At 66.9% G+C, this 12,385-nt stretch carries 10 protein-coding genes and 1 tRNA gene; 9 read left to right on the forward strand and 2 right to left on the reverse strand.

Annotated features, from left to right (window positions below; translation table 11 throughout):
- Positions 1-12: 12 nt before the first annotated feature.
- The 4 genes from GC150_14970 to GC150_14985 all read left to right on the forward strand — a co-directional run bounded on the left by GC150_14970 (position 13) and on the right by GC150_14985 (position 4,534).
- Positions 13-1,125 carry a mandelate racemase gene (locus tag GC150_14970; protein MBI1386206.1) on the forward strand — a complete coding sequence of 371 codons (1,113 nt, stop codon included), beginning with the start codon at positions 13-15 and terminating at the stop codon, positions 1,123-1,125.
- Positions 1,122-2,228: a mandelate racemase gene (locus tag GC150_14975; protein MBI1386207.1), complete on the forward strand. Its 1,107-nt coding sequence runs from the start codon at positions 1,122-1,124 to the stop codon at positions 2,226-2,228. Before GC150_14970 ends, GC150_14975 begins: the two co-directional genes overlap by 4 nt.
- Positions 2,225-3,331 carry a mandelate racemase gene (locus GC150_14980; GenBank protein MBI1386208.1) on the forward strand — a complete coding sequence of 369 codons (1,107 nt, stop codon included), beginning with the start codon at positions 2,225-2,227 and terminating at the stop codon, positions 3,329-3,331. Before GC150_14975 ends, GC150_14980 begins: the two co-directional genes overlap by 4 nt.
- A 105-nt stretch (positions 3,332-3,436) precedes the next feature.
- Positions 3,437-4,534 (forward strand): hypothetical protein, encoded by a 1,098-nt coding sequence (locus tag GC150_14985; GenBank protein ID MBI1386209.1) that lies wholly within the window; start codon positions 3,437-3,439, stop codon positions 4,532-4,534.
- 556 nt (positions 4,535-5,090) lie between these two features.
- Here the strand turns inward: GC150_14985 and GC150_14990 are convergent.
- Positions 5,091-5,166: transfer RNA gene (locus tag GC150_14990), tRNA-Lys, on the reverse strand.
- Between the two features lie 373 nt (positions 5,167-5,539).
- On the opposite strand from GC150_14990, the gene GC150_14995 reads away from it, so the two are divergent.
- From GC150_14995 to GC150_15010, 4 genes are all read left to right on the forward strand, one after another.
- A complete protein-coding gene (locus tag GC150_14995; protein ID MBI1386210.1) occupies positions 5,540-7,723 on the forward strand; it encodes a transglycosylase SLT domain-containing protein in 2,184 nt (727 codons plus the stop codon).
- Positions 7,724-7,800: 77 nt separating this feature from the next.
- On the forward strand, positions 7,801-8,718 hold the full coding sequence (locus tag GC150_15000; GenBank protein ID MBI1386211.1) for an alpha/beta fold hydrolase: 918 nt from the start codon (positions 7,801-7,803) through the stop codon (positions 8,716-8,718).
- Positions 8,719-8,946: 228 nt separating this feature from the next.
- Positions 8,947-9,867 carry a sodium-dependent bicarbonate transport family permease gene (locus GC150_15005; protein ID MBI1386212.1) on the forward strand — a complete coding sequence of 307 codons (921 nt, stop codon included), beginning with the start codon at positions 8,947-8,949 and terminating at the stop codon, positions 9,865-9,867.
- A gap of 9 nt (positions 9,868-9,876) precedes the next feature.
- Complete coding sequence (locus GC150_15010; GenBank protein ID MBI1386213.1) at positions 9,877-10,188, forward strand: transcriptional regulator; 312 nt, start codon at positions 9,877-9,879, stop codon at positions 10,186-10,188.
- Here GC150_15010 and GC150_15015 read toward each other — a convergent pair.
- Positions 10,145-10,801 carry a carbonic anhydrase gene (locus tag GC150_15015; GenBank protein MBI1386214.1) on the reverse strand — a complete coding sequence of 219 codons (657 nt, stop codon included), beginning with the start codon at positions 10,799-10,801 and terminating at the stop codon, positions 10,145-10,147. The genes GC150_15010 and GC150_15015 overlap by 44 nt on opposite strands.
- Positions 10,802-10,993: 192 nt before the next feature.
- On the opposite strand from GC150_15015, the gene hisD reads away from it, so the two are divergent.
- Positions 10,994-12,313 carry a histidinol dehydrogenase gene (gene hisD, locus GC150_15020; GenBank protein ID MBI1386215.1) on the forward strand — a complete coding sequence of 440 codons (1,320 nt, stop codon included), beginning with the start codon at positions 10,994-10,996 and terminating at the stop codon, positions 12,311-12,313.
- Positions 12,314-12,385 lie beyond the last annotated feature (72 nt).

The raw sequence follows: 12,385 nt of genomic DNA on the forward strand, positions 1-12,385 counted from the left end.
GGACCCTGCGAAATGAAGATCACTCGGGTTCGCGTCTTCAGAACCGACCTGCCCTATGTCGGAGGCGCCTACGTCTGGGGGGCGGGAAATGCGATCACCGTGGCACGTGCAAGCGTCGTGGTAATCGACACGGATTCCGGCCTCCAGGGCTGCGGCGAGTTTACACCGTGCGGGGACAATTACATGGTCGCCCACTCGGAGGGCGTCGAGGCGGCCGCTCGCATCCTTGCCCCTGTCCTGCTCGGTGTGGACCCCCGCCAGGTCGCGCGTATCGAGCGGCTCATGGATGCCACCATCCAGGGACACGGCTATGCCAAGGCTCCGTTCGACGCGGCTTGCTGGGACATTCTCGGCCAATCGCTCGGCGCGCCGGTCTGGCTCTTGCTCGGCGGCAAGCTCACCGACGGGGCGCCCATGTACCGGGTGGCGCCACAGAAGGAGACCAAGGAGACGATCGCGGAGATGAACGACTACCGCGCCCAGGGGTATCGCCAGTTCCAGATCAAGGTCGGTGGCGACTGGGCGAGCGATATCGAACGCATCCGCTCAACGGTTGCGCTCCTCGAGCCGGGCGAAAGGGCGCTCGCTGACGCGAACCAGGGCTGGCGTGTCGATAACGCGATCCGCGTCGCCCGCGCCACGCGCGATCTCGATTTCATCCTCGAGCAACCGTGCCACAGCTACGAGGAGTGCCAGCAGGTGCGGCGGGTCGCCGAGCAGCCGCTGAAGCTCGATGAATGCGTGACAGGAATGGCGGCGGCACAGCGCATCGTCGCCGATCGCGGCGCGGAGATCTGCTGCCTCAAAATCTCGAACCTCGGTGGTCTCTCCAAGGCGCGACGCGTCCGTGACTTCCTCGTCGACAATCGCATCCCCGTCGTTGCCGAGGATACCTGGGGTGGCGAGATCACGTCGGCGACCTTGGCGCATTTCGCAGCATCGACACCGCCGGAATACCTCCAGAACACGACGGACCTCATGAACTACAACACCCGTTCGACCGGGATCGGCGGCCCATCGGCAAAGGAGGGCAAGCTCTATGCCACCGACACGCCCGGGCTCGGCGTGAGACCGGATTTCGAGAGCCTCGGTGGCGCCGTTGCGAGCTATGGAGAACCGAATTGAGGATCACGAGGATCAGCGTCTATCGCATCGACCTGCCGCTCGAGCACCCCTACTGGCTCTCGGCCGGCCGCCTCAAGTTCGAGGTCCTCGATGCCACGTTCGTCAAGCTCGAGACCGACGAGGGGCTGGTCGGTTGGGGGGAGGGCACGCCCTGGGGCCACACGTATCTGCCGGCGCATGGACCAGGCATTCGCGCCGGCATAGGGACCATGGCCCCGTTCGTCCTCGGCCTCGATCCGCGCCGGGTCCTCGATGTCGAGCGCGCGATGGACCTCGCGCTGCCGGGGCACCTCTATGCCAAGGCGCCCATCGACATGGCCTGCTGGGACATCGCCGGCCAGGCGGCGGGCCTGCCGATCGCCGACCTTATGGGCGGCGGTTCGCGCACGCCGAGGCCGATTGCCTCCTCGGTCGGGGCCAAGACCATCGAGGAGACGCGCGAGGTGATCGAGCGCTACCGGGCGCGCGGCTACGTCACCCACTCGATCAAGATCGGCGGAAACGTCGGCCGCGACATCGCCCGGGTCCGCGACGTCGAGAGCATCCGCCAGCCCGGCGAGATCATGCTCTACGACGCCAACCGCGGCTGGAGCCGGGCGCAGGCGCTCAAGGTTATGCGCGCGACCGACGACCTCGACGTCACCTTCGAGCAGCCCTGCGAAACGCTCGACGATATCGCCGCCATTTCCGGCAAGCATGCCGCTCCCGTCTCGGTCGACGAGAGCCTCGTGACCCTCCAGGATGCCACGCGCATCGCCCGCGACGGGATCGCGGAGCTTTTCGGCATCAAGCTCAACCGCGTCGGCGGGCTCACGAAGGCGGCGCGGATGCGTGACGTCGCCCTTGCGCACGGCATCGAGATGTTCGTGATGGCGACGGGTGGCACCGTGCTTGCCGACACCGAGGCGCTCCATCTCGCCGCGACCATCCCCGACGAGAGCTGCCGGGCGGTCTGGGCCTGCCAGGACATGCTCACGGTCGATGTCGCCGGCGGCCGCGGGCCGCGGAACACGTCTGGCCACCTTGAACTCCCCGAAACCCCGGGCCTCGGGGTCCATCCGGACGAGGAGGTGCTCGGGGAACCGGAGGCGGTTTACGCATGAAGATCACGAAGCTCTCGATCTGGCATGTGCCGCTGACCAGCCACGTCGCCTACCACATGGCAGGCGGCAAGACATGCGACACGGTGACGTCCGCCATCCTCAGGTTGGACACGGATGCCGGGGTGTCGGGCTGGGGCGAGGTCTGCCCCATTCCACGCTATCTGCCCGCCTATGCCGAGGGAGTGGCCCCGGCGCTCTCCCATCTGGCGCCCGTCGTGCTCGGTGCGGACCCGGTCGGCCCCGAAGCCCTCATGAGCGAGGTCGATGCGGCCCTTCAGGGGCACGTCTATGCGAAATCCATCCTCGACATGGCGCTCTGGGACATCACCGCACGAGCCGCTGGTCTGCCGCTTTATCGCCTTCTCGGGGGCCGTCAGGTCGCCGACATGCCGCTCTATCATTCCATCACGTGCGTTGCTCCCGATGACATGGCGCGGATGGCCCGCGAGGCGCTGCGGGAGGGCATAGGGCAGTTCCAGGTCAAGCTTGGTGCCGACAACGACTGGCAGGCCGATGTCGCCCGCTTGCGGCTCGTGCGCGAGGCGGTCGGCGACGGGCCGCTGGTCTATGGGGACTGGAACTGCGGAGCAACGCGCCTCGAGGCAACGCGCGTCGGTCGCGCCGTCGCCGATCTCGACATCATGATGGAGCAACCCTGCCCGACGCTCGAGGATTGTGCGGCTGTACGGGCGGCAACCGGGCTTGCCATGAAGATCGACGAACTCGCCCACGATACCGCCTCGCTCCTTGCGGCTCACCGTCTCGGCTGCATGGATGCCGTTGCGATCAAGCTCTCGAAGTTCGGTGGCATCTCGGCGTCGCGGCGCGCGCGCGATCTCTGCCTCCACCTCGGTGCCAGGATGTGCATCGAGGACACCTGGGGCTCGGACGTTACGACCGCCGCATTGCTGCATCTGGCTGCAGCGACACCGGCCCGAGCGCTCCTCAATACCTGCGACCTTTCGGGCTACGTTGCCCCGCGCCTCGATCCCTCGGCACCCGTTCGCCGGGCGGGCCGCATTGCGCCGCCCGAGGGGCCGGGCCTTGGTGTGACGCCGGACCTCGAGCAACTCGGTCCGCCCGTCGCCGACTATGCTATTTGAGGCAGCACAGTCCGACTGGCCGCCCGCCCTTCCACCGGGCCCCAGTGCGGACTCGAGACGATACGCAGACGGATCGGATGTATTCTTGGTCGAGGAATTGAAACCATGCGGATCGAAAAGATAACGGTCTGGAGTCATCCTCTCGAGCTGAAGGTTCCGTTCGGAATCTCAGGCGGACGCTCCCTTGACCGACTGGACACGACCCTGGTCGAGATGACGACCGACCAAGGGATCACCGGCTGGGGCGAGAGCTGTCCCTGGGGCGCCGATTACCTGCCCGCTTTTCCCGAGGCGGTTCGAGCCGGCATTCTGCTCGCTGCGCCTGGGATCATCGGGCTCGACCCGCGCGACGCCCTGGCGATCGGCGACGTCGTCTCCAGGCGGCTGCGCGGCCAGCCTTCGATCGCGACCGCGCTCGATATGGCCGCAGCCGACATCGCGGCTCGCGCTGCCGGTGTTCCATTGTGGCGGTATCTCGGAGGTCGCCTGACGCGCGAACTGGTCTCGTCTGGCGGAATCGGCCAGACCCCGGGGCCGGAAGCCGAGGCACGCATCGGCCAGCATCGTGCGAATGGGGTAAAGCAGATGTCGGCCAAAGCGAACGGGCGCGCCGAGGAGGATATCGCATTCATTCGTTTCGTTCAGGAACGCCTCGAGCCGGGCGAGTTCATGAAGCTCGACGTCAATGGCGGTTGGACGCTCTACGATGCGATGCGGGTGGCCGAGGTTCTCGATCACCGGATCCTGATCGAACAGCCGTGTGCGAGCTACGAGGACTGCCGTAACTTCGTCCGCCTATCCGGCCGCCCAGTGTACCTGGACGAGACAGTCGCGGGCGCGCAAGACATCCTGCGCGCGAGTGCCGATGGGGTTCTGGCGGGTGTCAATCTCAAGCTCGGGCGGCTGGGTGGACCGACGCCGACGCGTCTGCTGCGGGACCTTTGTGCGAGCCTTTCCCTCCCGATGTTCGTCCAGGATACCGGGGGCTCCCAGGTTGCTCTCGCCGCCACGTGCCACATGGCGTCGGGCGTTCCCACCGACCTCTTGATCAGTGTCTGGGACTGCGCAGTGATCCTGCGCGACCCCCTCGGGTCAGGTGGCGTCGACCGGCGGCCCGACTGCCTTGTTGCCGGCGACGAGCCAGGTCTCGGCGTCACCGTCGATCGCGAGCGCCTCGGCATACCGTTCGCCGTGATATCCTAGCCCTTGAGCTGGAATCGAGGCCGGTGGCAGGCTCGTCCGGGTGCAGGTCTTGCTTCGCCGACGTTTGCGCCTTGCTGCACGTCGGCTGACCAAGCGTCTGCGAAATGAGAGAGGCTGTGCGACCGCGGGGCTGCCACCGCCACTTTTTTCCGTCGGGCGCCTGCAACAAAGCCGCAAGGGCCAGCAAGTCGGCGATGCGCAGCGAGCGGCGTTGCTCGCGGCCGGCCTCCGGTCGATCTGGGCGACGACTTATGGTTGATGTCGAAGGTGTTGGAGAAACGCCGGTCGGGACAAGACGGTCCTCTCGTGGATGAGGCGGCGCTCGGCTTACAGCGAGAGGCCGACATCGTCGTCTCGAATGCGGACCCGATGCCCCTCATTGAAGCCATGCTGGCGGGCGGCGCGCTCAACTCCCGCCGCTCGCGCCTGGCGTGATCGCGCTGGTGATCGGTTCCGGGGCCATGAGATTTAGTCTCACGTGAGCCGTGAGACGTGAGACCAGTCTCACGGCTGCCCTGCTGTTCTTCAAATTATTGACTTAACTTATTGAAATCATTGGTGGGTGATGAAGGGCTCGAACCTTCGACCCGCTGATTAAGAGTCAGCTGCTCTACCATCTGAGCTAATCACCCGAGCGCCCGAGGCGTCAGAGAGCCGCATATAGCCGCTGGTGGCGGCGACGTCCAGAGTGCAGGCGCGGTGATTGTTGCCCTTTGGCGCATTGTGCGTGCCCCACCACCGCGCCGGCGTTCTTTGCTCTCGTCCCGGTCGGGCCGGGACGGCCGACGGGCGACCGGCGCGCGCCTCGCCAAGTGGTGCGGACCCGTTGGCGAAGTGCGCTCGGGCGTGCGGGCAGATCGATCCTGCATCGAGGTGTGCCGGTCGCCGAGACACGAAATCGCCGGATTCGGCATGAACCACGGGCTGCGGTGCCGCACGCCATCGATCACAGTCCACGCGCGCGGGCGTTCGAGATTCGAATCGACGCAAGGAGCCCGGCCCCCCATGCGAGCCACTCGAGCAGGGCACGCGCTGAGACGGTTGGCGATCGCCGCGCTCGTGGCCATGGTCGTTGCCGCCGCTCTCCTGGTCGCGAGCCCGGCCCTGCGCGAACACGTCGTCGAGGGGATCGAACGGGCGGGCGAACTGGCAGGTGTGCACATTCGGACACCGAATCTCGAGGAGCGCCTCGCCAGTGCGCCCGACGCGGTCGCCACCTACGACGCCGCCGTCGCTCCTCTCCTGCGGGCCTCGCAAAGCGCGGCCGCGCTCGAAGCCCTGCGTGACGCGCTCGATGCGGCACGGCGCGGTGAGTTGATCAAGGCCCGCGAACTCGACGATCCGCTCGCACGCCAGCTCGCAACCTGGCTCGCACTCCGTCAGTCGTCAGGCAACGCGGGGTTCGAGGAGCTGGACCGATTCATCGCCGCGAACCCCGGCTGGCCGACCGGACGTCTCGCCGATCTCGCCGAAGCACGCCTGCTCACTGCCGCGCCACCGGCCGAGGCGGTCATGCGCCACTTCGCCGCCGCCCCACCACGCTCGCTCGCCGGCCACGTCATTCTCGCGCGCGCTGCACTCGAGGCCGGTGACCGCGAACTGGCGCTGACGCACGCCCGCCGAGCCTTGCTCGATCCCGCCCTCGGCGCGCAGCTCGAGGCCAGCCTGCTCGATGCTTTCGGCGGCCTCCTCGCGCCAGCCGACCTCGCCCTACGCGTCGATATCCACCTGATGGAGGCGGCCCGTTCGCGGGCCTCGCGCAAGAGGCATACGGCCGCTGCCGGGCGGCTCATCGCGCTGCTGCCCGAAGACTCGCGCGCGCCTTTCAACGCCCGTATCGCCCGTCTCGAGGGCGCAAAGGACGCGGAAGGCCTCGTTGCCGCGCTCGGCGACGAGGCCCGCGCGACGCCCGGTTTCGCCTTCGAGGAGGCACTGCGGCTGCGCCGCGCCGAAAAGAAGCCTGAGGCATGGCGTGTCCTTGCCGCCGCCGTTGCGACAGGCGCCCCGCTCGCGAATGGCGAACGCTGGTGGCGTGAGCTACGGATCAACGCATTCGAAGCGCTGCAGGCGGGCGACATCGCGACCGCCTACGCGCTCGCCGACGTCGAGGTCGAGTTGCCGATCGAATCGAAGCTCGACCAGCACGTCACGGCCGGCTGGATCGCGCTCCGCCTACTCGCCGATCCGAGCCGCGCGGAGCCGCACTTCAGAGCCCTCGGAGCCGCCGCCAACGGCCCGGCGTCGCGCTCGGAATCGGCCTATTGGCTGGCCCGGCTCCACGAAGCGCGCGGCGAAGGCGAACCGGCACTCGAGCAGGCGCGTCGCGCGGCCCGCGAGTTCTCCACATTCTATGGCCAGATGGCGCTCGAGCGCCTGTCGCCGCAGGAGCGGCGCGCCAACCTGCCGCTTCGCGAGGCGCTGACGCGCTCGGCGGTCGACCGGTTCCGGGCGAGCGAACCGGTGCGCGCGGTCGCTCTCGCCTCGGCCGCCGGGCGAGCCGACGTCGCGCGGCTGCTGCTGACCGACATCAGGGGGGCATCCGAGGATGGTCCCGAACTCGCGCTGCTCGCGCATCTCGCAACGCGGCTCGGCGACATCCAGATGGGCGTGCGGATCGCCAAGAAGGGGCTCTTTCACGGGCACAAGGTCGTGTACTGGGCCTATCCGGTCGATCGCCTTCCGGATTATGAGCCGCTGCGCGCACCACCCGAGGAGGCGATCCTCTATGCGATCGCCCGCCAGGAAAGCGAATTCAACACCGAGATCGAATCGACGGCCGGCGCCAAGGGCCTCCTCCAGGTGATGCCGGCAACCGCTCGCCACGTCTGCCGCCAGCACGCGATCGCTTGCCCGATCGACCAGCTGCGGAGCGACCCGGCGTTCAACCTGCGGTTGGCCAGCGCCTACCTCTCCGAGCTGATCGAGGGCTTCGACGGCTCCTACATCCTGGCGATCGCCGGCTATAATGCGGGACCCGGCCGGGCTCGCGGCTGGATCAGGGAGAACGGCGACCCGCGCAAGGCGGGCATCGATCCGATCGATTGGATCGAGCGCATCAGCTACCTCGAGACCCGTGAATACGTGAAGAAGGTGATGGCCAACCTCCAGATCTACCGCGCGCTGCTCGGCGATCCGGGGCGCGACGGACGCATCGCCGACGACCTCGCGCGCGCCCGCAGCGCAAGCTGAGGAAGCCGCCCCCTTGCGCCGCTGCCGCCGTCGTGGTTCCTCTCAGCGATGATTGGCGCTGCAGGAAGGCCGCGACGATGAATGACGGCTGGCACGACATCTTCTTTACGGTCCGCGACGGCCTTCGACTGCACGCCCGCCATTATCCGGCCCACGCCAGCCCGCGCCGTCCGCTCGTCTGTCTGCCGGGGCTGACGCGCAACGCCCGCGATTTTCATCGCATCGCGGAGCGTCTCAGCGATCCCAACCGGCACAGGCGCGCCGTCTATGCGCTCGACTATCGCGGCCGCGGCCTTTCGGACCACGACCCGGATTGGAAGAATTATTCACCCTATATCGAGGCGCTCGACGTTCTCGATTTCCTTTCCATGCAGCGCCTGCACGACGTTGCCATCCTCGGCACTTCGCGCGGTGGCATCATCGCAATGATCATCGCCACGCTGCGCCCGACGGCGATCGGGGCGGCCATTCTCAACGACATCGGCCCTGTGATCGAGCGCGACGGTCTCGCGCGCATCATCGGCTACGTCGGCAAGGTGCCGGTGCCGGAGACCTGGCAGGAGGCGCGCGATCTCGTCAGGGAAATGAACCGCCGGGATTTTCCGTCTCTTTCGAACGACGACTGGATGGCCGTCGCCCGCCAGATGTTCAACGACGACAACGGCGCGCCGGCATCGAGCTACGACCGGGCCCTCTCGCGGGCCTTCAGCAACCTCGATCTCGAGGGGCCGATCCCGCAAATGTGGCCGCAGTTCCGGGCGCTGGCGCGCAACCCGGTGCTCGCCATTCGTGGCGCCAACTCCGACATCCTCAGCGAGGCAACCCTCGAGCGCATGGTTGCCGAAGCTCCAGACCTTCGTGCGCACCGCGTGGCCGGCGAAGGGCATGCGCCGCTCCTTCGTGATGCTCCCACCATCACCGCGATCGAGGAGTTCCTGTTCAAGACCGACGAGCGGCGCCTCGGCCACCTCCCGAGCGCGACGGTTGCCGCCTGAGGGCTCGGCCGACGGACGAAGTGGCGTGGGCGCCTGGCGCCGCCTCGTTCGCGCGTGATCTTGCGCATTGCCCTTGCCCCCTTTGACGTCGTGCGTCAGGGGTATTGCGCATTGCCGACTTGCCAGCCGTTCGAAGGTCCCTCAAGTCCTGATTGCCAATGCACGTGGGGAGGCGTCGAGATCGTGCCATCGATCCTGGATACTGCGGTCGCCAATCTGACCTCGCCCATGATCCTGTTCTTTGCGCTCGGCCTCGTGGCTGCGCTCGTGCGCTCCGATCTCTCCATCCCCGAGGCGATCGCCAAGGGCATGTCGCTCTATCTGATGCTGGCGATCGGCTTCAAGGGTGGGGCGGCCGTCGCCGAGCAGGGCACGGATGGCCATCTTTTGCTGGCGCTGCTCGCCGGCATCGTGCTCAGCGCGCTGGTGCCGCTGATCGGCTTTCGGCTCCTTCTCGCCACCTCGAGCCTCTCACGCTTCGATGCCGCCGCGATCGCGGCGCACTACGGTTCGATCTCGATCGTGACATTCCTGGCCGCGACGCAGGTTCTCGATGCCGCCGGGATCGCCTACGAGGGCTTCATGGTTGCGGTCGCCGCCGCCATGGAAACGCCGGCCATCATCATGGCGCTCTATCTCGCCAAGGGCGGGGCCGGCGCGTTCGACCGCACGACCTTGCGCGAGGTTGCCCTCAACGGTTCGATCGTCCTCCTCGTCGGGGCGTTCATCATCGGTTGGATCAGTGGCCCGGCAGGCCTCGAGACGATCGCGCCGTTCATCGTCGATCCGTTCCGTGGCGTGCTGTGCCTCTTCCTGCTGGACATGGGTGTCATCGCCGGGCGTGGACTGGCGGAGGGGCGGCGGAACCTCACGTGGCCCGTCTTGGCCTTCGGCATCTACATGCCGCTGATCGGTGCCTGCTTCGGCATTCTCGCGGCCAAGATCATCCACCTCTCGCCGGGTGGCACCATCCTGCTTGCGACACTGACCGCCAGCGCCTCCTACATCGCGGTGCCGTCCGCGATGCGCCTCGCACTACCGGAAGCGCGGCCCGCACTCTATCTTCCAATGGCGCTCGGCGTGACCTTCCCCTTCAATCTCGCCGTCGGCATACCGATCTACATCGCGGCGGTTCAACTGCTCGGCTAGGCTTGTATGATCAAGACCCACATCAAGAAGCGCATCGAGATCACGATCGAAGCGCCCCTCGTCTCACGCGTCCTCGCCATTCTCGACCAGCAGAAGGCCACGGGCTACACGGTCGTTCCGGCCATGGCCGGGCGTGGCGACCATGGCCGGTGGGATCGCGACGGGTTGATCGGACGGGCCGGATCGATGGTCATGGTGATCAGCATCGTCGACGAAAAGCTGGTCGAACCGATCCTGACGCCGCTCTTTGCATTGTTGTCGCGTCAGATCGGGATCGTCACGGTGTGTGACGTACAAGTGGTGCGACCGGAACACTTCTGAACGCCGGATCGGCATCCTCGATGCCGAAAGCCGAACAGGAGAGGTTCCTCAACACGCCGTCGGCCAAGCTGTAGACGAGGCCGTGCACCTGCAATTCGCGCCCCGCCTCCCACGCCCTCTCGACGATCGGCGAGTTGACCACGTGGTGAACCTGCATGCGCACATTGAGTTCGCAGAGCAGGTCGATGCGCTCTCTTTCGGTTCCGCACGCCTCGACGGCCGTGCGATGCAGCCGCGCGAGGTCACGGATCGGTTCGAGCCAGTGATTGACGAGACCCGGGGCGTTGCCTTTGAGCGCCGCCCTGACGCCGCCACAGCCGTGATGACCGCAGACGATGATCTGGCGCACCTGCAGCACTTCGACGGCGTATTGCAGAACCGACATGCAGTTGAGATCGGCGGCGTAAACGACATTGGCGACGTTGCGGTGGACGAAAACCTCCCCCGGCTCGAGACCAGTGATCGTGTTGGCCGGCACCCGGCTGTCCGAACAGCCGATCCAGAGGTATTCCGGCGTCTGCAGGCTCTGGAGCCTCGCGAAGTAGTCCGGATCCTCGGTTCGCCGTTCGAGCGCCCACTTTGCATTCTGCGCCAGAATACTGACGATCGACATGATCGAACCCTCCCCCTCGAACCGCGATGGCGGCCCCGGACCGATCGCATCCGCATCGACTTCGCCCACCCTGGACGACCGGACCGACGCCGCGCCACACCCTTGCCGATGCGCAATGGCACCGCTTGCCAAGCTGCACAAGATAGCAGCAACTAGGCGCGAGCAGGTTCTCACAGCCGAGGCAAGCCCCCCATGAGCACAACTTACCTCAAGAAGGCCGAACGCACGGCGGCAACCGGCCAGGATGACGTCCGCGATGCGGTTGCGGCCATGCTCTCGGAAATCGAGCGGGGGGGCGATGAAGCCGCCCGCGCCTATGCGGGAAAGCTCGATGGCTGGACAGGCGACATCGTCGTTTCGCCCGAGCAGCGCCGGCTCGCCGCAGCCGCCGTTCCGGAGCAACTCAAATCCGATATCGCCTTTGCACACGACCGCGTCCGCCGCTTCGCCGAAGCCCAGCGCGCCGCGCTATCGGATGTCGAAGTCGAACTCTCGCCCGGCCTTTTCGCGGGACACCGCAACGTCCCCATGTCGGTCGCCGGCTGCTACGTCCCCGGCGGACGGTACGCGCACGTCGCGTCGGCCATCATGAGTGTGACGACGGCGAAGGTAGCGGGCGTGCCGCTGGTGATCGCCTGCTCACCGCCGAAACCGGGCGTCGGCATCCATCCGGCGATCCTCTATGCGCTCGACAGGTGCGGGGCCGATACCATCCTCAGCCTCGGTGGCGTGCAGGGCATCGCCGCTCTCGCCTTCGGCCTCTTCGGCACGCGGCCGGCGGACATCCTCGTCGGCCCCGGCAACCAGTATGTCGCCGAGGCCAAGCGACTGCTCTATGGGCGCGTCGGTATCGACATGTTCGCCGGGCCGACGGAAATCCTGGTCATCGCCGACGACAGCGCCGATCCCGAAATCGTCGCAACCGACCTCGTCAGCCAGGCCGAGCACGGCTACAATTCACCGGCTTGGCTCATCACGCTCGATCGCGTCCTCGGCGAGCGGGTGCTGGGGCGCGTGCCGCAATTGATCGCCGATCTGCCGGAACCGAACCGGTCGAACGCGGATGCGGCGTGGCGCGACTATGGCGAGATCGTGCTGGCGGGCGACCGGTCCGAGGCCACCGCCCTCGCCGACGCCTATGCCGCCGAGCACCTCGAAGTGCACGCGCGCGATCTCGATTGGTGGCTCACTTCGCTCACGAATTACGGCTCTCTCTTTCTCGGCGAGGAGACGACGGTCGCGTTCGGAGACAAGACGTCGGGTCCCAACCATATCCTGCCGACCAAGGGGGCGGCGCGCTACACTGGTGGTCTCTCGGTCGGTAAGTTCATGAAGACACTGACCTGGCAGCGCATGACCCGCGAGGCGAACCGGCAGATCGCACCGGTCTCGGCCCGCATTTCGCGGCTCGAAGGAATGGAAGCCCACGCAAGGTCCTCCGACGTGCGGCTGGCACGATGGTTCCCGGGCGAACGGTTCTCGCTCCAGGCGAGCGACGAGGGGGGCTCCTGACGACGCCGAGGCACGATCGGGGCGCGTGTCGCTGTTACGGGTGATCGCCAAGCCACACCCCGAGTCGGGATC

This window comes from Hyphomicrobiales bacterium (assembly GCA_016125495.1).
Classification (GTDB): domain Bacteria; phylum Pseudomonadota; class Alphaproteobacteria; order Rhizobiales; family RI-29; genus RI-29.

Coding starts and splice junctions, on each gene's coding strand:
- GC150_14970 (MBI1386206.1), top strand. CDS start 13: ATGAAGATCACTCGGGTTCGCGTCTTCAGAACCGACCTGCCCTATGTC.
- GC150_14980 (MBI1386208.1), top strand. CDS start 2,225: ATGAAGATCACGAAGCTCTCGATCTGGCATGTGCCGCTGACCAGCCAC.
- GC150_14985 (MBI1386209.1), top strand. CDS start 3,437: ATGCGGATCGAAAAGATAACGGTCTGGAGTCATCCTCTCGAGCTGAAG.
- GC150_14995 (MBI1386210.1), top strand. CDS start 5,540: ATGCGAGCCACTCGAGCAGGGCACGCGCTGAGACGGTTGGCGATCGCC.
- GC150_15000 (MBI1386211.1), top strand. CDS start 7,801: ATGAATGACGGCTGGCACGACATCTTCTTTACGGTCCGCGACGGCCTT.
- GC150_15005 (MBI1386212.1), top strand. CDS start 8,947: ATGATCCTGTTCTTTGCGCTCGGCCTCGTGGCTGCGCTCGTGCGCTCC.
- GC150_15015 (MBI1386214.1), bottom strand. CDS start 10,801: ATGTCGATCGTCAGTATTCTGGCGCAGAATGCAAAGTGGGCGCTCGAA.
- hisD (MBI1386215.1), top strand. CDS start 10,994: ATGAGCACAACTTACCTCAAGAAGGCCGAACGCACGGCGGCAACCGGC.